Source organism: Pseudonocardia sp. UM4_GMWB1 (assembly GCF_017312155.1).
Lineage (GTDB): Bacteria > Actinomycetota > Actinomycetes > Mycobacteriales > Pseudonocardiaceae > Pseudonocardia > Pseudonocardia alni.
Genome location: NZ_QJPN01000001.1, coordinates 1,246,619 through 1,266,148, shown reverse-complemented (window position 1 = coordinate 1,266,148; position 19,530 = coordinate 1,246,619). Strand labels below are relative to the sequence as shown.

The 19,530-nt window shown below is 73.7% G+C and carries 26 protein-coding genes and 3 tRNA genes; 9 read left to right on the top strand and 20 right to left on the bottom strand.

Annotated features, from left to right (window positions below; all coding sequences use genetic code 11):
- Window position 1 precedes the first annotated feature (1 nt).
- The 4 genes from DMP15_RS06230 to DMP15_RS06215 form a co-directional block, all read right to left on the bottom strand.
- Window positions 2-781, bottom strand: coding sequence for an MlaE family ABC transporter permease (locus DMP15_RS06230; protein ID WP_073576488.1), 780 nt, complete (start codon window positions 779-781; stop codon window positions 2-4).
- Complete coding sequence (locus DMP15_RS06225; protein WP_073576489.1) at window positions 778-1,905, bottom strand: ABC transporter ATP-binding protein; 1,128 nt, start codon at window positions 1,903-1,905, stop codon at window positions 778-780. Before DMP15_RS06225 ends, DMP15_RS06230 begins: the two co-directional genes overlap by 4 nt.
- 308 nt (window positions 1,906-2,213) lie before the next feature.
- Entirely contained in the window at window positions 2,214-2,792 is a 579-nt protein-coding gene (locus DMP15_RS06220; protein WP_139282877.1) for a TetR/AcrR family transcriptional regulator, read from the bottom strand.
- Between the two features lie 65 nt (window positions 2,793-2,857).
- Window positions 2,858-3,238: an aldehyde dehydrogenase family protein gene (locus DMP15_RS06215; protein ID WP_073576490.1), complete on the bottom strand. Its 381-nt coding sequence runs from the start codon at window positions 3,236-3,238 to the stop codon at window positions 2,858-2,860.
- Window positions 3,239-3,291: 53 nt separating this feature from the next.
- Here DMP15_RS06215 and DMP15_RS06210 point away from each other — a divergent pair, with 53 nt between their 5' ends.
- A complete protein-coding gene (locus DMP15_RS06210; protein ID WP_301549249.1) occupies window positions 3,292-3,600 on the top strand; it encodes a hypothetical protein in 309 nt (102 codons plus the stop codon).
- Between the two features lie 70 nt (window positions 3,601-3,670).
- Here the strand turns inward: DMP15_RS06210 and DMP15_RS06205 are convergent, their stop codons facing one another.
- Both DMP15_RS06205 and DMP15_RS06200 read right to left on the bottom strand, forming a co-directional pair.
- The gene (locus DMP15_RS06205; protein ID WP_073576491.1) at window positions 3,671-4,777 is read right to left on the bottom strand and encodes an NDMA-dependent alcohol dehydrogenase; all 1,107 of its coding nucleotides are present in this window, start codon (window positions 4,775-4,777) and stop codon (window positions 3,671-3,673) included.
- Between the two features lie 83 nt (window positions 4,778-4,860).
- A complete protein-coding gene (locus DMP15_RS06200) occupies window positions 4,861-6,144 on the bottom strand; it encodes a sensor histidine kinase (RefSeq protein WP_301549010.1) in 1,284 nt (427 codons plus the stop codon).
- A 55-nt stretch (window positions 6,145-6,199) separates the two neighbouring features.
- On the opposite strand from DMP15_RS06200, the gene DMP15_RS06195 reads away from it, so the two are divergent.
- From DMP15_RS06195 to DMP15_RS06180, 4 genes are all read left to right on the top strand, one after another.
- The gene (locus tag DMP15_RS06195) at window positions 6,200-6,874 is read left to right on the top strand and encodes a response regulator (protein WP_062397888.1); all 675 of its coding nucleotides are present in this window, start codon (window positions 6,200-6,202) and stop codon (window positions 6,872-6,874) included.
- A 141-nt stretch (window positions 6,875-7,015) separates the two neighbouring features.
- Window positions 7,016-7,426: a sterol carrier protein gene (locus tag DMP15_RS06190; RefSeq protein ID WP_062397890.1), complete on the top strand. Its 411-nt coding sequence runs from the start codon at window positions 7,016-7,018 to the stop codon at window positions 7,424-7,426.
- 92 nt (window positions 7,427-7,518) lie between these two features.
- Complete coding sequence (locus DMP15_RS06185; RefSeq protein WP_073576493.1) at window positions 7,519-7,803, top strand: hypothetical protein; 285 nt, start codon at window positions 7,519-7,521, stop codon at window positions 7,801-7,803.
- Between the two features lie 59 nt (window positions 7,804-7,862).
- Window positions 7,863-8,963: a CaiB/BaiF CoA transferase family protein gene (locus tag DMP15_RS06180; RefSeq protein ID WP_161151961.1), complete on the top strand. Its 1,101-nt coding sequence runs from the start codon at window positions 7,863-7,865 to the stop codon at window positions 8,961-8,963.
- 71 nt (window positions 8,964-9,034) lie between these two features.
- Here the strand turns inward: DMP15_RS06180 and rplA are convergent, their stop codons facing one another.
- The 14 genes from rplA to rpmG (DMP15_RS06110) form a co-directional block, all read right to left on the bottom strand.
- A complete protein-coding gene (rplA, locus tag DMP15_RS06175; RefSeq protein WP_161151962.1) occupies window positions 9,035-9,757 on the bottom strand; it encodes a 50S ribosomal protein L1 in 723 nt (240 codons plus the stop codon).
- A gap of 85 nt (window positions 9,758-9,842) precedes the next feature.
- Window positions 9,843-10,277, bottom strand: a complete 435-nt coding sequence (rplK, locus tag DMP15_RS06170; protein WP_073576496.1) for a 50S ribosomal protein L11 — start codon at window positions 10,275-10,277, stop codon at window positions 9,843-9,845.
- A gap of 71 nt (window positions 10,278-10,348) precedes the next feature.
- Window positions 10,349-11,311 carry a transcription termination/antitermination protein NusG gene (gene nusG / locus DMP15_RS06165; RefSeq protein WP_337825534.1) on the bottom strand — a complete coding sequence of 321 codons (963 nt, stop codon included), beginning with the start codon at window positions 11,309-11,311 and terminating at the stop codon, window positions 10,349-10,351.
- A 58-nt stretch (window positions 11,312-11,369) separates the two neighbouring features.
- Window positions 11,370-11,717: a preprotein translocase subunit SecE gene (gene secE, locus DMP15_RS06160; protein ID WP_062397901.1), complete on the bottom strand. Its 348-nt coding sequence runs from the start codon at window positions 11,715-11,717 to the stop codon at window positions 11,370-11,372.
- Window positions 11,718-11,849: 132 nt separating this feature from the next.
- A tRNA-Trp gene (locus tag DMP15_RS06155) sits at window positions 11,850-11,925 on the bottom strand.
- 109 nt (window positions 11,926-12,034) lie between these two features.
- A complete protein-coding gene (locus tag DMP15_RS06150) occupies window positions 12,035-12,484 on the bottom strand; it encodes a MaoC/PaaZ C-terminal domain-containing protein (RefSeq protein ID WP_161151963.1) in 450 nt (149 codons plus the stop codon).
- Entirely contained in the window at window positions 12,481-12,948 is a 468-nt protein-coding gene (locus DMP15_RS06145) for a MaoC family dehydratase N-terminal domain-containing protein (RefSeq protein ID WP_100878745.1), read from the bottom strand. Before DMP15_RS06145 ends, DMP15_RS06150 begins: the two co-directional genes overlap by 4 nt.
- Window positions 12,949-12,974: 26 nt before the next feature.
- Entirely contained in the window at window positions 12,975-13,142 is a 168-nt protein-coding gene (gene rpmG / locus DMP15_RS06140; RefSeq protein ID WP_020623293.1) for a 50S ribosomal protein L33, read from the bottom strand.
- A gap of 42 nt (window positions 13,143-13,184) precedes the next feature.
- Window positions 13,185-13,260 (bottom strand) — tRNA-Met (locus tag DMP15_RS06135).
- Between the two features lie 40 nt (window positions 13,261-13,300).
- Window positions 13,301-13,373 (bottom strand) — tRNA-Thr (locus DMP15_RS06130).
- A gap of 126 nt (window positions 13,374-13,499) precedes the next feature.
- The gene (gene rpsN / locus DMP15_RS06125) at window positions 13,500-13,805 is read right to left on the bottom strand and encodes a 30S ribosomal protein S14 (protein ID WP_073576499.1); all 306 of its coding nucleotides are present in this window, start codon (window positions 13,803-13,805) and stop codon (window positions 13,500-13,502) included.
- A complete protein-coding gene (gene rpmB, locus DMP15_RS06120) occupies window positions 13,805-14,041 on the bottom strand; it encodes a 50S ribosomal protein L28 (RefSeq protein WP_073576500.1) in 237 nt (78 codons plus the stop codon). The genes rpsN and rpmB overlap by 1 nt, the downstream gene beginning before the upstream one ends.
- Window positions 14,042-14,044: 3 nt before the next feature.
- On the bottom strand, window positions 14,045-14,287 hold the full coding sequence (rpsR, locus tag DMP15_RS06115) for a 30S ribosomal protein S18 (RefSeq protein WP_073576501.1): 243 nt from the start codon (window positions 14,285-14,287) through the stop codon (window positions 14,045-14,047).
- Window positions 14,287-14,454, bottom strand: coding sequence for a 50S ribosomal protein L33 (gene rpmG, locus DMP15_RS06110; protein WP_020623297.1), 168 nt, complete (start codon window positions 14,452-14,454; stop codon window positions 14,287-14,289). The genes rpsR and rpmG (DMP15_RS06110) overlap by 1 nt, the downstream gene beginning before the upstream one ends.
- 81 nt (window positions 14,455-14,535) lie before the next feature.
- Between rpmG (DMP15_RS06110) and mrf the strand changes: the two genes are divergently transcribed.
- From mrf to DMP15_RS06090, 4 genes are all read left to right on the top strand, one after another.
- Window positions 14,536-15,789, top strand: coding sequence for a ribosome hibernation factor-recruiting GTPase MRF (gene mrf, locus DMP15_RS06105; protein ID WP_337825533.1), 1,254 nt, complete (start codon window positions 14,536-14,538; stop codon window positions 15,787-15,789).
- Window positions 15,789-15,968 (top strand): 50S ribosomal protein L32, encoded by a 180-nt coding sequence (gene rpmF / locus DMP15_RS06100; protein WP_161151242.1) that lies wholly within the window; start codon window positions 15,789-15,791, stop codon window positions 15,966-15,968. Before mrf ends, rpmF begins: the two co-directional genes overlap by 1 nt.
- Window positions 15,969-16,059: 91 nt before the next feature.
- Window positions 16,060-16,338 carry a hypothetical protein gene (locus tag DMP15_RS06095; protein WP_337825532.1) on the top strand — a complete coding sequence of 93 codons (279 nt, stop codon included), beginning with the start codon at window positions 16,060-16,062 and terminating at the stop codon, window positions 16,336-16,338.
- Window positions 16,339-16,408: 70 nt separating this feature from the next.
- Window positions 16,409-19,453, top strand: coding sequence for a helix-turn-helix transcriptional regulator (locus DMP15_RS06090; protein WP_337825531.1), 3,045 nt, complete (start codon window positions 16,409-16,411; stop codon window positions 19,451-19,453).
- Window positions 19,454-19,530: the final 77 nt, after the last annotated feature.

Sequence of the window (19,530 nt, the reverse complement as noted above, 5' to 3'; positions counted from 1 at the left end):
ATCAGAAGCCCTTCGGCGGGACGAGCTCGAGGTACAGGGCGGTGAGCACGAGGTTGATCAGGAAGACGAGCACGAAGGAGATGACGACGGCCTGGTTCACCGCGTCACCGACGCCCTTCGCACCGGGCGGCGGGTTGAGGCCGCGGAAAGCGGCGACGACACCGGCGACGATGCCGAACAGGAACGCCTTCAGCTCCGACACGACGATGTCGCTGACCTGCGCGATCGCCGAGAAGCTGTTGATGTACGCACCGGGCGACCCGCCCTGGATGATCACGTTGAAGAAGTAGCCGCCCGCGACGCCGACGCAGGTCGCGAGCCCGTTCAGGACCAGCGCGGTGATGCCCATGGCGAGCACCCGCGGCACGACCAGGCGCTGGATCGGCGAGATGCCGAGCACCTCCATCGCCGCGATCTCCTCGCGGATGGTCCGGGCTCCGAGGTCCGCGCAGACCGCGGAGCCACCGGCGCCGGAGATCAGCAGTGCGGTGACGATGGGGGCGGCCTGCTGCACGATCGCGAGGACCGCGCCGGCGCCGGTCTGGGACTGGGCGCCGAACTGGCGGGTCAGCTCACCGAGCAGCAGCGCGATCGTCGCGCCGAACGGGATCGTGAACAGGGCGGTCGGCAGCGCGGAGACCTTGGTGACGAACCACGTCTGCTCGACGAGCTCGCGCCACTGGAACGGCCGGCGCAGTCCCTGGCGGCCGATCTCGGCGAACAGGCCGAAGAACTTGCCGACCGGGGTGAGCGCCCGCGTGACGGGGCTGGGGGTGCTCACCGCTCACCGCCGGAGAGCTGGTGACGGCCGCCCGGGTCGGGGGTGTCGTCGGTGATGCGCGGGTGGATGTCGGTGGGACGGTCGTCGCTCACCGTCGCGCCGCTGCGGGCCGTCTGGCGGGTGGTGCCGTTTCGGGACGGGCCGCCCGCCTGCGCGTCGCTGTCGGCGTACTGCTCCCGGATCGCCTCCTGCGCCGACTCCGGCAACTCGTGCAGCATCGCCTGCACCCGCTCACGGCGGCGATGCACCGCCTGCCGGTCCGGCATCCCGGTCGACGCGACGAGCTGCGGCTTCATCTCCGGACGCCCCTCCAGCTCACCACCCGCCTCCTCCATCTCACGGGCGGCCTGGGCGGCGTCCTTCTCCTCCGACATCCCGATCGGCCCCTCACGACGACCGTTCAGGAACTGCGCCACCACCGGCTCGTCGGAGGTCAGCAGCACCTCCCGCGGACCGAACATCGACAGATGCTTGCGATAGAGCAGCCCGATGTTGTCCGGCACCGTCTGCGCCGAGTTGATGTCGTGGGTGACGATCAGGAACGTCGAGTCCGTCATCGCGTTCAGATCGATGATCAGCTGGTTCAGATACGCCGTACGCACCGGATCCAGACCCGAGTCCGGCTCGTCGAACAGAATGATCTTCGGATCCAGCACCAACGCCCGCGCCAGCCCCGCCCGCTTACGCATACCACCCGAGATCTCACCCGGCAGCTTGCCCTCGGCACCGACCAGACCGACCATGTCGATCTTCTCCATGACGATGTCGCGGATCGCCGACTCCGACTTACGCGTGTGCTCCCGCAACGGGAACGCGATGTTGTCGAACAGGTTCATCGACCCGAACAACGCACCGTCCTGGAACAACACCCCGAACAGCTTCCGGATCTCGTACAGCTCGGACTCCGAGCACTTGCACAGGTCGACGCCCTCGATCACGATCGACCCCCGCTCCGGCTTCAGCAGCCCGATCAGGGACTTCAGGAACACCGACTTACCGGTACCCGACGGCCCGAGCAGCACCGACACCTCACCCGCGGGCAGCGTCAGGGTCACGTCCGACCAGATGTTGGCCCGACCGAAGGACTTCGTCAGTCCCTCGACCTTCACCTCGACACCGGTCACGTGTCGCCTCCTCGCGCAATAGACCGACGAACCGCACCGGGGCCCGGGAACGCTGGGGAGCGGGGGCCAGTCGTCGGTGCTGAACGGCACAACGAGTCTGCGCGTCGGGGGTTACTGGCGGGTCGGCGGGGTTGCCGATCGGTGACCATGCCGTAATCTACGTTATGGTTACCGTGGGTTACAGATTACCGTGCAATGTTGCGGACCGTGGGTAACAGTGCTCCCGGCCGGGTAGCAGGGCTGGTCCGAACGGCCCGATTGCCGCGGTACGACCGAGTCGGCGACCACGCCCCCACCCGCACGGAGGATCACCCGATCGGCGGCGTCACGTGCGGGGCGTGCGACAGGATGAGGCGCTGGTAGTCGTCGAACAGGGCACGCAGGAGATCCCGGTCGCGGGGGTCGCAGGTCTGCTGGTAGCCGGCCATCAGCGAGATGCCGAAGACGGCGAGCCTGCGGGCGTCGTCCGGGTCGGGCACGACGTCGGCCACCACCTGCTCCAGCGCGATCCGGCGCTGCACGTCCACCCGCGCCTGGGCGCGGCCGACCTCGGGGTCGATCTGGGCCCACGCCCGGATCGCGGCCTCGGCGTCGTGCCGCAGGCCCGCCGTGAGCTGCTTGACCACGTCGATCCGCTCGACCGGGTCCGCGGTCACCCGGGCCAGCTCGACGATCCGGTCGGTCTGCCCGGCCTCCCAGTAGCGCAGCAGGCCACGGACGAAGCCCGCCCAGCCGCCGAAGTGGTGGTAGAACGACCCGCTGGTCACGCCGAGCGACCGGCACAACGGACCGATCTTGAGCCCGGCCGCGCCCTCGCGCGCGAGGATCGACAACGCGGCGTCGTAGTACTGCTCGGCAGCTATCTGCCGACCCGCTCTCCTGGCCACCCCGCCCGCCCCCTCTCCACGACCCGTGCCGACCCACCAGGGTGCCACGCCGGACGCGTGTCCGATCAGAAGATCCTGCGCAGCAGGCGTTCGGTCCGCCCATCGCAGGGCGGGTAGACGATGCCGGGATCGGGCCGGGCCGGCTTGCGCAGCACCGCCCGCCGGTGCGACAAGTTCTCGAACCCGAACCGCCCGTGGTAGGCGCCGGAGCCGCTGCGCCCCACTCCCCCGAAGGGCAGCCGGGGCACCAGTAGGTGGAACATCAGGTGGTTGACGACGGTCGCCCCGGCGGGGACCTCGCGGGTGACCCGCTCCGCGGTGCGCGACGAGCTGGTGAACACGTAGGCGGCCAGGGGCTTCGGACCGGCGTTGACGTGCGCGATCGCGGCGTCGACACCGTCGACGGTCAGCACCGGCAGGATCGGGCCGAAGATCTCCTCGGTCATGAGCCGGGACCCCGGCCGCGGTCGACGACGACGTCGAGGCCGCCGCGGACCGGATCCGCCCGTTCCTCGCGCTCTACATCGGCGGGATGGGCGCCACGGGCGCGAACTTCCACTACGAGGTCTTCGCCCGCATGGGCTACGACGACGAGTGCGCCCGCATCCAGGAGCTCTACCTGGGCGGGGACAAGGACGCGGCCGCGACGGCCATCCCGACCTCGATGGTCGAGCAGGTGGCCCTGATCGGCCCGAAGGCGAAGATCGCCGAGGAGCTGCCGGTGTTCCGCGACTCGCTGATCACGACGATGGTCGTCGACGGCAGCCCGGAGCACCTGCGCACCGTGCGCGAGCTCGTCGACGGCTGACCCGCTCCCCACACCGACGGCCCCGGTCCCGCTCGTGCGGGCCGGGGCCGTCGATGCGCGCCGGGGGCGGTCAGTAGCGGATCAGGCCGCGGATGTTGCGTCCGGAACGCATGTCCTCATAGCCCTCGTTGACCTGGTCGAGGGTGTACTCCTTGGTGATCAGCTCACGGAGCTTGAGGTGGCCGAGGTTGTGCATCTCCAGCAGCCGCGGGATGTCGAACTGGGCCGCGGAGCTGCCGAACAGCGCGCCGCGGATCTGCTTCTCGTAGAGCGTGAGGTCGAGCAGCGACAGCGACGCCGTCTCCTCCTCGGCCCGGGCCAGCGCGGTGACGACGACCCGGCCGCGCTTGCCGACCAGCTGCAGCGCGGGCTGCAGGTCCTCGCCCATCGCGACGCCCGTGCACAGGACCGCCGCCTCGGCCATCTGCCCGCGGGTCAGCTCGCTGACGATCTCCCAGGCCTCGTCGATGCTCGCGGCGACGTGCGTGGCGCCCAGCTCGCGGGAGCGCTCCCGCTTGTGCTCGACCGGGTCGACGGCCACGACGTACCGGCAGCCCGCCGCCCGGGCGCCCTGCACCGCGTTCGCGCCGATGCCGCCGATCCCGATGACCACGGCGGTGTCCCCGGCCCGCAGGTCCGCGGTGCGCACCGAGGAGCCGAAGCCGGTGGTGACGCCGCAGCCGACCAGCGCGGCCAGGTCCAGCGGGAAGCCCTCGTCGATCTTCACGGCGGACTTCACCGGGACCACGGTGTGCCGGGCGAACGTGCCGAGCAGGCACATCTGGCCCAGGTCCTCGCCACGGGCGTGGAACCGGTAGGTGCCGTCGAGCTGCGGGCCGAGGGTGGCGCCGGCGCCGTCGTTGCAGAGGTTCGGCTGGCCCTTGGAGCAGTACGGGCAGCGCCCGCAGGAGGGCAGGAAGGTCATGACGACCGGGTCGCCGACCTCGAGTTCGGTGACGCCCGGGCCGACCTCGATGACCCGGCCCGCGCCCTCGTGGCCGCCGACCATCGGCAGGACCGCGGGCAGGTCACCGGTCACGAGGTGCTCGTCGGAGTGGCACAGCCCCGATGCGGTCAGCTCGACCATGACCTCCCCGGCGTTCGGGGAGTCGAGCTCGACCTCCTCGATCTCCCACTTGCCACCGGGTTCCCACAGCACCGCTGCCGTCGTACGCATGGCGGTCGATCCTGGCCGCGCGGAGACCTCCGGCACAGCCGTCGCCCGCGCCAGCGCTGGCCCCCGGGTGCCAGGGGAGGTCCTCAGGTGCCGGCGAGCGGCAGGGTGAGCCGGGCGACGAGGCCGCCGCCCTCACGCGGGAGCAGGCTCAGCTCACCGTCCATCGCGGACGCGAGCGCCTCGGCGATCCACAGGCCCAGCCCGGCGGTACCGCGACGCTCCCCCAGCGCGACGCCCTTGGCCGTCACGACGCCCTCCTGACCCGCGGGAAGCCCGGGCCCGCGGTCGCGGACCTCGGCGGTGAGCACGGCGCCGTCGTGGGCCAGGTGCAGCTCCACGACCTCGTCACCGGAGTGCCGGGCGGCGTTCTCGGCCAGGTTGGTGAGCATCCGGCGCAGCCGCTGCGGGTCGCAGTGGACCGCGGCCCCGGCCGGTTCGACGACCGGGTGCCGCCGGTGCGCGGCGATCCCGGCGGCGTCGAGCACGGCGTCGGCCAGCTCGGCGAGCGCGACGCGGCGGGGCCGGTCGCGCCCGAGCGGGCTGCCGTCGGCGACGGCCAGGTCGGCCAGCCCGTCGAGCATGTCCTGGAGGTGGGCGGCGTGGTCGGCGAGCAGCCGCGACGCCCGCCGGGCGGCGTCCCCGCCCAGCCTGCCCGCGGCGAGGTCGGCCGACAGCGCGGTCAGCGAGGCGACCGGGGTCCGGAACTCGTGCAGCACGACGCGGGCCCCGTCCAGCCGGGCCCGGCTCTGGGACACGATCCGGTCCCGCAGCGCGCGCTCGGACAGGTAACGCTCGTGCTCGCTCTCGGCCCGGGCCCGGGTGGTGGCGATGTCGGCGAGCTGGCGTTCCAGCAGGCGCACGAGCACCCCGGTGAGCACCGCCGTCGCGAACAGGAAACCGGTCCACCACAGTCCCGCGACGACCGCGGCGCCGACCGTGACCCCCGGGTCGGAGCCGAGTAGCGCCGCCACGGTGTAGCCGACGCCGAGACCGAGCGCGACGAGCTGCCCGAGCCGGTGCCCGCCGCGGAGCGCGATCGCGATGACGACCAGCGGCAGCGCGGCCACCATCGGGCTCGCCACCCCGCCGGTGAGTCCGCAGGCGAGCAGGGCGAGCAGACCGTCGATCCCGGTCAGCACGGCCGGCGGGACGGGCAGCCGCCCGCGGAGCACCGAGACGACGCCGAGCGCGGCCGCGTAGACCGCGCTCAGCCCGATCAGGACGGCGGCGACGACCGGCCGGGCTCCGGTGAGGTCCGGCCGGGCCACCAGCAGGCCGACAGCGCCGAGCACGACGCAGATCCTCAGGACGACGGCCTGGCGCTCCTCCCGGGTGCGTTCGGGCAGTTCACCGGCGTGCGCGGTCACGGTCGAGGCCTCTCGGGAGCGGACGGGGTCGGCGGCCACACTAGGCTCACCGACCATGCCGCCCGTGCCGACAGCGCCGCACGTGGTCGTCATCGTCGACGACCACGCCCTGTTCGCACAGGGCCTCGCCCTGCTGCTGGAGTCCCGCGCCGGGGACACCTTCCGGGTCGCGGGCTCGACCACCGCCGGGGAGGACGCCGTCGCGCTGGTCGGGAGGCACCGGGCCGGGATCGCGATCGTCGACCTCGCGCTCCCCCCGCTGGGCGGGGTGGAGACGATCCGCCGGGTCAAGGCCGCCTACCCCGCCACCCGGGTGCTGGCGCTGTCGGGCACCGAGGACCTGGACCTCGCCGCCGCCGCGATGCGCGCCGGCGCCGACGGCTACCTGGGCAAGTCCGCCGACCCGGAGGTACTGGTCGCGCCGCTGCTGTCGATCGCGGCCGGGGTGCGGGTACTGCGTGCGGAGCTGCTCGACGCGCTGCTCGTCGCGGCCGACCGCACCGCCGACGGCCTGCTCGACCGGCTCGGTGAGCGCGACATCGAACTGTGGACGCTGCTGGCGCGGGGCCTGGAGACCGCCGACATCGCCCGCCCGATGCTGGTCAGCGAGCGCACCGCCAAGCGCATGATCGCCTCGCTGCTGCACAAGCTGGGCGCGGCGAACCGGATCGAGGCGGCCGCGCTGGCGGGGCGCTGCGGGCTGCTCGACGAGCACCCGGCCGGCCGCTGAGGTCCGTGCCGGCACGCCGCACGGCCCGGACGGGCCAAGCCTGGCCCGGTGATCGGCTGCGCGCCCCGGACGGCGCGGGACAGACTCGCGGCGACGTGCCGGGCGGCATCCTGCCCGGCCACATCTCGCGAGGAGGCGCTGATGGCCGTGTTCGCCGACGAGGCCGAGGTCTACGAGTACCTGGGCGGGGTGTTCCGGATCGGGATGGCCGACCCGGACCTGGTGGCGAAGCTGCAGCCGTCCGGGGTCGTCCTGCGGATCACATACACGAACCCGGACGCCGTCCTGACCGTGGACATGCCGAACTCCGAGATCCACACCGGCGCCGGGCAGGGCCCCGACCCGAACATCGAGCTGTTCATGTCCGCCGACACCGGCAACCGGTTCTGGCTGGGCAAGGTCATCCTCCCGGTCGCGATGGCCAAGGGCGACGTCCGCGCCAAGGGCCCGGTCTCGAAGGTCCTCAAGCTGCTGCCGATCGCCAAGCAGCTCTTCGGCCCGTACAAGGCGAAGCTCGAGGCCGAGGGCCGCGAGGACCTGCTGAAGGCCTGACCACGATCGGGTGAAGACCCCCGGCCGTCCGGCCCGCCACGACGGCGCCCGGCGAGACTGGGGGTCGACCCCACCCGACGGAGGCGCCGGCGATGGACAACATCTGGCTGGACGTGCACGCCTGGCAGCCCCTGCGGGGCGTGCTGCACCGGATGACCGAGATCGAGTGCGACGCACCCGACCCGCTGCCCCGCGACTTCGACGAGTGGCACGGCTGGGCCGAGGCCTGCCTGCTGGAGGTCGCGACGCGGGACGGCTGGCAGCACGGCCGCTACGCCTACACGATCCAGGAACGGGACGCGACCGACCATCCCGTCCGTGAGATCGGCAAGGACATCTGGGACTACGAGGAGCCGGCTCGCGAGTCGACCGGCTGAGCACCGGCGCCGGGTCGCTACCGTCGCCGGGAACCGATCGCGCGACGAGGAGGTCCACGGTGACACGGGGCAAGGGTCCGCTGGCCGGACTGAAGGTGATCGAGCTGGCCGGGATCGGGCCGGGGCCGCACGCGGCGATGATCCTGGGCGATCTCGGGGCGGACGTCGTCCGCGTCGACCGGCCGTCGGGCGGGCTGAAGCTCGGGTCCGACGCGGTACCCGACCCGACGGCGCGCGGCCGGCGCTCGGTCACCGCGGACCTGAAGGACCCGGCGGGCCGGGAGACCGTGCTGCGGCTGGTCGAGTCCGCCGACGTCCTCCTGGAGGGCTACCGGCCGGGCGTCACCGAGCGCCTCGGCGTCGGCCCCGAGGACTGCCACGCCCGCAACCCGCGCCTGGTCTACGGGCGGATGACCGGCTGGGGCCAGGACGGCCCGATGGCGCCGCGCGCCGGGCACGACCTGAACTACATCTCGCTGACCGGTGCGCTGCACGCGATCGGCCGCGCCGGGGAGCGTCCGGTCCCGCCCCTGAACCTGGTCGGGGACTTCGGCGGCGGGTCGATGCTGCTCGTCGTCGGCGTGCTGGCCGCGATCTGGGAGGCGAAGGCCTCCGGGCAGGGCCAGGTCGTCGACGCCGCCATGGTCGACGGTGTCAGCGTGCTGAACCAGATGTTCTGGGGCTTCCTGTCCCAGGACGCCTGGGTCGACGAGCGCGACTCCAACCTGCTCGACGGGCACGCCCCGTTCTACGACACCTACACCTGCGCCGACGGCGGGCACATGGCCGTCGGGGCGCTGGAGCCGCAGTTCTACGCCCAGCTCATCGCCGGCCTGGGGCTCACCGAGGACGACCTCGGCCCGCAGTACGACCGCGGCGGCTGGCCGGCCATGCGGGCCCGGTTCACCGAGGTGTTCGCCTCCAAGCCCCGCGACGAGTGGGCCGCGGTCTTCGAGGGCACCGACGCCTGCACCACCCCGGTGCTGTCGTTCGCCGAGGCCCGCGAGAACGCGCACCTGACCGCGCGCGGCACGATCGTCACCTCCGACGGCGTGCCCCAGGCCGCCCCGGCACCGCGCTTCTCCCGCACGGTCACCGAGACCGCCGGTCGCGGCACCGGCCCGGAGAGCGTCGAGGACGTCCTGCGCGACTGGGCCTGACCCGCACACGACGACGCCCCCGGTTCCGCAGGGAACCGGGGGCGTCGTCGTGTCAGGTGCTGATCAGTCGATCAGTCGGTCTCCTCGTCCGCGACCAGCAGGTTGCGGGTGCGGTTCGGGTCCACCGGGATGCCCGGCCCGGTGGTGGTGGAGACGGTGATCTTCTTGACGTAGCGGCCCTTGGCGGCCGACGGCTTGAGCCGCAGGATCTCGTCGTAGGCGGCGCCGTAGTTCTCCACCAGCTTCTCGGTGTCGAACGAGGCCTTGCCGATGACGAGGTGCAGGTTGGCCTGCTTGTCGACCCGGAAGTTGACCTTGCCGCCCTTGATCTCGTTGATGGCCTTCGTGACGTCCGGCGTCACGGTGCCCGTCTTCGGGTTCGGCATCAGGCCACGCGGGCCGAGGATGCGGGCGATGCGGCCGACCTTGGCCATCTGGTCCGGGGTCGCGATGGCGGCGTCGAAGTCGAGCCACCCGCCCTGGATCCGCTCGATGAGGTCCTCGGCGCCCACGGCGTCGGCGCCGGCGGCCTCGGCCTCGGTGGCCTTGTCGCCGGTGGCGAACACGATGACCCGGGCGGTCTTACCGGTACCGTGCGGCAGGTTCACGGTGCCGCGGACCATCTGGTCCGCCTTGCGGGGGTCGACGCCCAGCCGCATCGCGACCTCGACGGTCGCGTCGGTGTTCTTGCTGGACGTGTCCTGGGCCAGCTTCGCCGCCGACAGCGGCGAGTAGAGGCGGTCCGCGTCGATCTTCGCGGCGGCCTCTCGGTAGGCCTTGCTGCGCTGTGCCATCTGTCCTCGTCTCCTTAGAGAGGTCAGGTCGTGGTCGGAGCCGCGCCCGGCTCTCCCACGCGTACGGGTGGTGTGGGGGGCTCGCTCAGCCGTCGACCGTGATGCCCATCGACCGGGCGGTGCCGGCGATGATCTTGGCGGCCTGGTCGAGGTCGTTCGCGTTCAGGTCATTCATCTTGACCTGGGCGATCTCCCGGACCTGGGCCATGGTCACGCTGGCGACCTTGGTCTTGTGCGGCTCGCCGGAGCCCTTCTCGACACCGGCCGCCTTGAGCAGGAGCCGCGCCGCGGGCGGGGTCTTCAGCTCGAAGGAGAACGACCGGTCCTCGAAGACCGAGATCTCGACCGGCACGATGTTGCCGCGCTGGGCCTCGGTCGCCGCGTTGTAGGCCTTGCAGAACTCCATGATGTTGACGCCGTGCTGACCCAGTGCGGGGCCGACCGGCGGGGCCGGCGTCGCTGCGCCTGCCTGGATCTGGAGCTTGATGATCGCGGAGAGCTTCCGCTTCTTGGGGGGCATGTCCGTTCCTCAGTGATCGATGTGCACGCCACGCGGCCCTGCCATGCCGCGGACGTTCCTCACGGGTGCGATCAGATCTTGGAGACCTGGTTGAACCCGAGCTCGACCGGGGTCTCCCGGCCGAAGATCGAGACCAGCACCTTGAGCTTCTGGGCGTCGACGTTGACCTCGGAGATGCTCGCGGGGAGCGTGGCGAACGGACCGTCCATGACGGTGACCGACTCGCCGACCTCGAAGTCGACCTCGATGGTGGGGGCGCCGCCGGACGAGCCGGAGCCGCCGCCGGACGCGGTCCTGCCGGCCTCGGCCTCCTTCTTGGGGGCCTCGACCTTCGGCAGCAGGAACTTCACGACCTCGTTGATCGTCAGCGGCGACGGCTTGGACGTCGCGCCGACGAAACCGGTGACGCCCGGCGTGTTCCGCACCGCGCCCCAGGACTGGTCGTTGAGCTCCATCCGCACCAGGATGTAGCCGGGCAGCACCTTGCGCTGGACCTTCTTGCGCTGCCCGTTCTTGATCTCGGTGACCTCCTCGGTGGGCACCTCGACCTGGAAGATGTAGTCCTCGACGTCCAGGGTCTGCGCCCGGGTCTCGAGGTTCGACTTCACCTTGTTCTCGTAGCCCGCGTAGGAGTGGACGACGTACCAGTCACCGGGCGCGCGACGCAGTGCGGCGCGCAGCTCCTCCTCCGGATCCACGTCCTCGGCCGGCTCCTCCGCGGCGGCGTCCCCGGAGTCGGCGTCCCCGGAGTCGGCGTCGGCGTCCCCGGAGACGGCGTCGCCGGTGTCGTCCGCGTCCTCGGCGGTCGGGACCGTCTCGCCCTCGCCGTCCAGCGTCTCCGCCTCGGCGCCGGGGGTGCTGTCGTCGTCGGCCTCGGTGTAGTCGCCGGAGACGGCGTCCTCACCGTGCGCCGCCTCGACGTCGGCGTCCTGGACGGACTGCTCGGGCAGCGTCTCGTCGGCCGCGTTCTCGGCGACGGCGTCGATCGCGGCCTCGTCGGCCGCCTCGTCGTACGCCTTGCTGTCGGAGGTCACGTCCTACTCGCTTCCATTGTTCGGTGTCGGTCGGAGCCGGTCGGCGTTCGTACTCGCGTCAGTTGCCGAACAGCAGGGCGACGCCCTCGGCGAACGCCGAGTCCAGCACGAACACCAGCGCCACCATGATCGACACGAAGATCAGGACCGCGATGGTGTACTTCACCATCTGGCCGCGGTCGGGCCAGATCACCTTGCGGAGCTCGGCGACGACCTCGCGCAGGAACCGGGCGAGGCGGGCGAAGAGCGACGGCTTCTTCTCCTTCGTCGCCGCGGTGGCGCGGGTCGGGGTGGCACGGCCCTTGCCGGGGGTGCTCGCGGAGCCGGAGGCCCGCCGCCCACGACGGTCGGCGGCGTTGCTCGGGCGCTCCCGCCCGGGCCGCTCCGACTCGTGCTCGTCGCTCACGCGTGTCGCCCTCCGCACGTGGCGGGCGTCCGCCCGCCCTCGGTCACGTCCTCCGCTTCGGGAGAACCCTCGTCGCTTCGCCGTCCGTGCCGTCGGCCGCACCGCCGTGATCTCCGGCGGCCTGCGGCGTCGTGGCAGGGGTGACAGGACTTGAACCTGCAACCTGCGGTTTTGGAGACCGCTGCTCTGCCAATTGAGCTACACCCCTTTGCCCCGATCCGCCACGTGGCGGCGGGGCGGACGCAACGGATCGTCCGGTGCGTCCGGCTGGAACGAGTGTACGCACCCGCTTCCGCGGGCCCGCACCCCGGGTCGCCTCACCCCGGGAGGACGACCTCGGCGCGGGCCCGGCCGAGCACCGTCTTCCCCTCGAAGGCCGCCTTGAGATCGACGACGGCGATCCGCTCCCCGCCCTCCTCGCGCACCTCGGCGACGGTGCCGGAGAGCTCGACGGTGGCGCCGGCGTCGTCGTCCGGGACGACGACGGGCCGCGTGAAGCGGGTGCCGTAGCTGCGGATCGCGGCCGGATCCCCGGTCCACGCGGTCAGCACGCGGCCGGCGAGGGCCATCGAGAGCATGCCGTGCGCGATCACACCGGGCAGCCCGGCGACCGCGGCGACGCGGTCGCTCCAGTGGATCGGGTTGAGGTCGCCGGAAGCACCGGCGTAGCGCACCAGGTCGGCGCGGGTGACCTGCACGGTCAGCGACGGCAGCGCGTCGCCCTTGGCGCAGGCGGCGGCGGTCTGCCGGGTCAGCGGTGCACTCACGCGTCCCCCTCGCTGCCCGCGTCCTCACCGGCGGGACTGACCAGCATCGAGTGCGTGGTCGCCACCGGCTCGCCCGCCGCGTCGGTGACCTCGCAGCGCAGCGTCAACATGTGGTTGCCGGCCCGGGTGCGCAGCTCGTCGACGTGCAGCACCGTGGTGAGCTCGTCGCCGGCGACGACCGGCCTGCGGAACGTGATCCGCTGGTCGCCGTGGACCATGCGGGTGTAGTCCCACCCGAAGGCGGGCTCCCGGAGGAAGCCCTCGATGACCGGCATCGTGAAGCAGGTCGGGAAGGTCGGCGGGGCCACCAGGTCCGCGTGACCCGCGGCACGTGCCGCGTCCACGTCACGGAAGAGCGGATCGCCGTCACCGATGGCGACGGCGAACTCGCGGATCTTCTCGCGACCGACCTGGTACGGCCCGACCGGGTCCGAACTGTGCCCGACCCAGGACTGGTCGACCACTGTCAGCTCCGGGACTCGCTACGCACTCAGCGGGTCTCGCGGTGCGCCCGGTGGGTGCCGCAGTTCGGGCAGAACTTCTTGATCTCGAGCCGGTCGGGGTCGTTCCGCCGGTTCTTCTTGGTGATGTAGTTGCGGTGCTTGCACTCCTCGCAGGCCAGAGTGATCTTCGGCCGCACGTCCGTGGCCTTGGCCATCGCGGGTGCCTCCCAGCATGTCTCGTGAATGATGCGCCAACGTGGTGACGATGGCCGGACTTGAACCGGCGACACAGCGATTATGAGCCGCTTGCTCTACCAACTGAGCTACACCGTCATGCAAGAAGCCCCGCCGCATGCGGCGAGGCCCCTTGTAGAGCCCCCTTACGGAATCGAACCGTAGACCTTCTCCTTACCATGGAGACGCTCTGCCGACTGAGCTAAGGGGGCGGCAGCACCGGTGTCCCGCGGGCCCGAGGGCCTCGCTCTCACCGACGGGAAGAACTTTACACCGGGGTCCCGGGCCCCCGAACGGGGGGTCCCGGAACCCGGTTCCTGCAGGTCAACCGCCGTTCGTCACCAACTCGACTTGCGGACACCCGGCAGTGCGCCGTCGTGTGCGAGCTCGCGCAGCCGGACCCGGGACACCCCGAACTTGCGGAGGTGCCCGCGGGGGCGTCCATCGACCGAGTCGCGGTTGCGGACCCGGGTCGCGCTGGCGTCGCGCGGCTGGCGGCGCAGCTCGGCGACCGCGGCGGCCCGCTCCGGCTCCGGCGTCGACGGGCGGGCGATGAGCGCCTTGAGCTCGGCCCGCCGCTCGGCGTAGCGGGCGACGATCTCCTTCCGTCGCTCGTTCTTCGCGATCTGCCCGGTCGTGGCCATCAGACCTTCACCCCGTTCGCCCGGATCCTCGCCACCGCGGCGGAGACGCCGATCCGGTCCACCGTCCTGATCCCCTTCACCGAGAGCGTGAGCCGCACCCAGCGGTTCTCCTCGGCCAGCCAGTAGCGGCGGGTCTGCACGTTGGGGTCCCAGCGCCGGCTGGTGCGCCGGTGGGAGTGCGAGACCGACTTGCCGAAGCCCGGCTCGCGGCCGGTCAGGTCACAGCGCTTCGCCATCGCTCACCGTCCCGCGTGCGGGTAGGGCAGCAGGGCCATCTCCCGCGCGTTGCGGATCGCGGTGGCCACCTGCCGCTGCTGCTGGCCGGTGAGTCCGGTCACCCGGCGGGCGCGGATCTTGCCGCGGTCGGAGATGAACGTGCGCAGCAGCGCGGCGTCCTTCCAGTCCACGTGCTCGATCCCCCGCTGCTTCAGCGGGTTGGGCTTGCGTCGCGGCGCGCGCACCGGCTTGGGACGTGCGGGCATCAGCGCTCCTCCTTGAACTCGACGTGCCTGCGCACCTTCGGGTCGTACTTGCGCAGGACCAGGCGGTCCGGGTCGTTGCGGCGGTTCTTGCGGGTCACGTAGGTCGTGCCCGTCCCCGCCGTCGAGCGCAGCTTCACGATCGGCCGGACGTCGGTCGACTTGGCCATCGCGCCCCTCCTCTCAACATGGGAATCGTTTTCGTTTACGCTACACCGGACCGTGACCACGTCCGACTCCGGGAGGAAGACATGACCGAGCTGGTGGTCCTGTGCGGGACCGAGCCCGACGGGGTGGAGCGGACGATCACGCGGATGCGCGAGCTGGACCCGGGTGTCGTCGTGCTCCACCACGACCTGCGCGACCTGGGCCGCGGTGTGGTGCACCGGCGACTGCGCGACGCGGGCCGCGACGAGCGCACCGTGCTGGAGCTCGCCCACGGCTGTGTGAGCTGCACCATCCGCGAGGACGTGCTGCCGACCCTGGCCGCGCTGGCCGGGACGGTGGACCGGGTGGTGCTGCACCTGGACCCGCGCCTGGAACCGGAGCCGGTGTGCTGGGCGCTGGGGGCGGTGGTGTTCGAGCCGCCGGGTGGCGGCGAGGCCTGCACCGCGACCGACCTCGTCGACCTGCGCGGGGTGGTGGCCGTGCTCGACCCGGACCACTGGCTGGACGACGCCACCGGGGACGCGACCCTGCCCGAGCGCGGGCTGTCCACGCTGCCCGACGACGAGCGGACCGTCGCCCAGCTCGCCGTCGGGCAGGCCGAGTTCGCCGACGTCCTGGTGCTGACCCACGCAGTCGGGCCCGGGGGCGCGGACCGGACCGCCGCCGTCCTGGACCGGCTGTGCCCGACCGCACCCCGGCTGCTCGCCGGGCGGGCCGACCACCGGGTCTTCTGCGACGGGCTCGACCCCGCGTCCCGCCGCGGCGTCCCGGGTGGCGTGCACGACCCGCTGCTGCGCGGGACACCCCCGCTGGACGCCGACAGCGGCGTCCGCACCCTGCTGTTCTCCGCCCGACGCCCGTTCCACCCGGACCGGCTGCACGACGCGATCGACAGCCTGCTCGACGGCGTCGTGCGGGCCCGCGGCCGGGTCTGGCTCGCCACCCGTCCCGGCGCGGTGCTGTGGGTGGAGAGCGCGGGCGGCGGCATGCGGATCGGCCACGCCGGCGACTGGCTGGCCGGCGCCGCCGAGCAGGCGTGGACCGAGGCCGGCGACCAGCGCCGGGCGCTGGCGGCCCTGGCCTGGCACCCGCGCTGGGGCGACCGCGCCCAGGACCTCGTCGCGATCTGCCACGACGCCGACCCCGACGAGATCGACGCCGCCCTGCGCTCCGCGCTGCTCACCGACGCCGAGATCGCCGCGGGCGAGGACGCCTGGGCCGCCCTGCCCGACCCGTTCGGCTGGGCCCACGACGAGCCCTGCGCCGAGTCCGAGCCCGTGGGGCCCGCCACCCTGGACGACCCCACCGTCCGTTCCGACCGAGAAGGAGACCTCTGATGGCCGTTCCCAAGCGACGGACGTCGCGATCGAACACCCGGCACCGCCGGTCGCAGTGGAAGGCGACCACACCCGACCTGGTGCCGCTCACCCTGGAGGGACGCCGTCACCTGGTGCCGCGCGCCCTCGTCCCGGCCTACCGCCGGGGCCTGCTGTCCCCGCCCGCCGGACGGGGCTGAGGGCACCCCTTACCCGCGGGCCCCGGGCGGCCCGCGGGACGGCGTGATCGCCCGATGCCCCGGGCGGCCCCTCAGCCGCAGTGTCGTCGTCATGCTGATGACGCACATCCCGATGGACCATCTCGTCGCCCTCGCCGAGCAGCGGCAGGCCCGGCTGCGGGAGGAGGCGGACCGGTACCGCACGGAGCGGCTGGCGCGCGGCGCGGCCGGCCCGTCGGCGATGGGGCGGCTGTGGCTGCGGCTGCGGGCCCGGCTCACCGCCGCCCGGCGGCCGGTCCCCCGCGGGACCACCGTCGCCGGACCGGCACCGGACCGGACAGCCCACCCGGCGGCACCGGACGGGCAGGTCCCGGCCGGGCCGCGTGCCTGAGCCGCGCGGACGGGCGGGTGCCGCCGTCGCGCCCCCGGGAGTGTCGGTGGCCCGTGCCACGATGCGCTCCATGACCGCGGGAGCCACCCACGGGGACGGCGCGCCCGGCCCGGACCCGGACGAACTGGTGGGCCGCGCGGACGAGCTCGCCGGTCTGCTCCGCGACCTCGACGCCGCCCGGGCAGGGCGGGCCCGCGCCGTGCTGCTCGCCGGGGAGGCGGGGATCGGCAAGTCCCGGCTCGCCACCGCACTCGGCCGGGCCGCCGCGGGGGCGGGCGCGCAGGTCGTCGTCGGGCGGTGTCTCGACGCGGGCGGCGCCGCACTCCCCTACCTTCCCTTCTCCGAGGTGCTCGACGCGCTGGCCCGGGCGGGCACCGCGGTACGGCCGGTGCTGCACGGGCTGCTGCCCGGCGCGGCGGAGGCGCCCCGTCCCGCGACGGGTGACGGGGACTCCGGGCGCCTACAGGTGTTCGACGCGGTGGCCGGTGCCGTGCGCGACGCGGCCGCGGCGGCGCCGCTGCTGGTCGTGCTGGAGGACCTGCACTGGGCGGACCGCTCCACCCGGGAGCTGCTCGCGTTCCTGCTCGCCCGGCTGGGCTCGCAACGGCTGCTGGTGCTGGGCACCTACCGCTCCGACGACCTGCACCGCAGGCACCCGCTGCGCTCGTCGCTGGCCGAGCTCGTCCGGTTGCCCGCCGTCCGGCGGGTCGAGCTGGGCCCGCTCACACCCGACGCCGTGCTGGCCCTGGTCCGGGCCCGGGCGGCCACCGGGGGTGTCGACGAGGCCACCCTGCGCCGGATCGCCGCCCGCAGCGAGGGCAACGCCTTCTACGCCGAGGAGCTGGTCGCGGCGGGGTCCGACGGCCTGCCGGGCGGCCTGGCCGACGTGCTGCTCACCCGGCTGGACCGGCTCGGCGGACCGGCGCGCGAGGTGCTGCGGGTGGCGTCGCTGGCCGAGCGGAGCATCCCCCACGACCTGCTGCGCGACGCGTCCGAGCTGTCCGCGGCCGAGCTGGAGGCGGGGCTGCGGGAGGCGGTCTCGCACCACCTGCTCGTCCCGGACCCGGCGCCGGGCGCGGAGTCCTACGCCTTCCGGCACGCCCTGCTCCGCGAGGCCGTCCACGACGACCTGCTCCCGGCCGAACGGGTCCGGCTGCACGCCCGGCTCACCGCGCTGCTCGCCGGCCGGGAAGACGACCCCGGGGTGGCCGCCGCGCTCGCCCGGCACGCGCTGGCCGCGCACGACCTGCCGCGGGCGCTCGCGGCGTCGGTGCGTGCCGCCGAGGAGGCCCACCGGCGGCACGGACCGGCCGAGATGCTGGCCCACGCCGAGCGGGCACTGGAGCTGTGGTCCGCCGTCGAGGACCCCGAGCGGCTCACCGGGGTCTCCGAGAGCGCGCTGACCCGGGAGGCGGCCTGGGCGGCGAGCGCCTCGGGCGACCCGGAACGGGGCATCGCCCTCGGGGCCCGCGCGGTCCGTGTCGCCGACCTCGGCGAGGATCCACACGCCAGGGCCGAAACGCGCCGGCACTACGCGATGCGGCTGCTCGACAGCGGAGCCCGGGTGGACGCGGCGGTGGCCGCGGCCACCGAGGCCGTCGAGCTGCTGGCCGGGGGCCCGCCCGGCACGGAGCCGGCCTGGGCGCACGCCGTGCTCGCGCGGGCGCACCTCAACGCCGACCACGCCGAGCCCGCCTGGTCGCACGCCCGCGCGTCGCTGGCGGTGGCCCGTGCCGTCCACGACACCGCACCGCCCGCGGAGGGGTCGGCCGCGTACCGCGACCTCAGCGCGGTCTGCGCGGACGCCCTCATCACCCTGGCCTTCTGCGCCCGGATGGAGGGGGACCCGCAGGCGGCCCGGGACCGGCTCGCCGGGGCGTCCTCGCTGGCCGCCGCGTCCGGGAACCGGGTCGTCGAGCTGCGGACGGTGTGGAACCGCGGGGTGTCGTTCATCGAGGACGGCCTGCTCGACGCCGCCGCGGACGAGCTCGCCGAGGGGGCCCGCCGGGCCGCCGCGTACGGCCTGCCCTGGGGCGGGTACGGCCTGGAGTTCCGGATCGCGCAGGTCCGCGTCGACGTCCAGCGCGGGGAGTGGGACGCCGCCGTCCGGACCGCCGCGGATGTCGACCCCACGCTCCCGCTGCGCGTCACCGGGCAGCTGGCGGTGGCGGGGGCGCTGGTCGGCGTGGCCCGCGGCGACCTCGACGGCGCCGAGGAGCTGCTCTCCGTGCTGGCCACCGAGCCACCGGTGCACGACCAGGCCGCGCTGCTGCAGGGCGTCGTCGGGGCCGAGTCGGCGCGCTGGCGGGGCGACGCGGCCCTGGCCGTGGACCGCGTCGCCACCGCGCTCGGGGTGCTGCGGGCGGAGTACCCGCACCACCTCGGCGAGCTGGCGCTGTGCGCACTGGGCGCAGCGGCCCGTGCCGACCTCGCAGAGGCCGCCCGTACCGCGGGCGACCCGGCGGGGGCCGAGGCGCACGCCGGGGCGGCGGCCGGCCTCGCCGACGAGGCCGCGCTCACCGCCGAGCGCGGCCTGCCCCGCGGGACCGCGGTCGGGCCGGAGGGCCGGGCGTGGCTGGCCCGGGCCCGGGCCGAGGCCGCCCGGGCCCACGGCGAGGCGGCACCACAGGTCTGGGACGCCGTCGTGGAGACCTTCGCCGGGTACGGCGACGGCTACCGCGCCGCGGAGGCCCGGTGGCGGCGGGCCGAGGCCCTGCTCGGACGGGCGCACCGCGGTGGCCCCGGCACCGACGGCGAGGCCGACCGCCGCGCCGCCGCCGAGGACCTGGCCGTCGCCGCCACCGGGGCCGACCGGCTCGGGGCGCGCCCGCTCGCCGAGGCCGTCGCCGCGCTGCGGCTGCGGGCCGGCGACGGCGGTCCCCGGCCCGCACCGCCGTCGGGCGCCGGTGGTTCCCCGCTCACCCCGCGCGAGCACGCGGTGCTGGAGCTGGTCGCGCACGGGCTGACCAACCGGGCCGTCGGCGAGCGGCTGTTCATCTCCGAGAAGACCGTGAGCGTGCACCTGTCCCGGGCGATGGCGAAGCTCGGCGCCTCCGGCCGTGCCGAGGCGGTCGCCCTCGCGCACTCCCGGGGTCTGCTCACCCCCCGCGACTGAGGACCGGGGCACGCCGGTCTGTCCCCTCCGGACCGGACCGGGCCCGTGCGGGCCGAGACGTGTGCCACCCGCCGTGC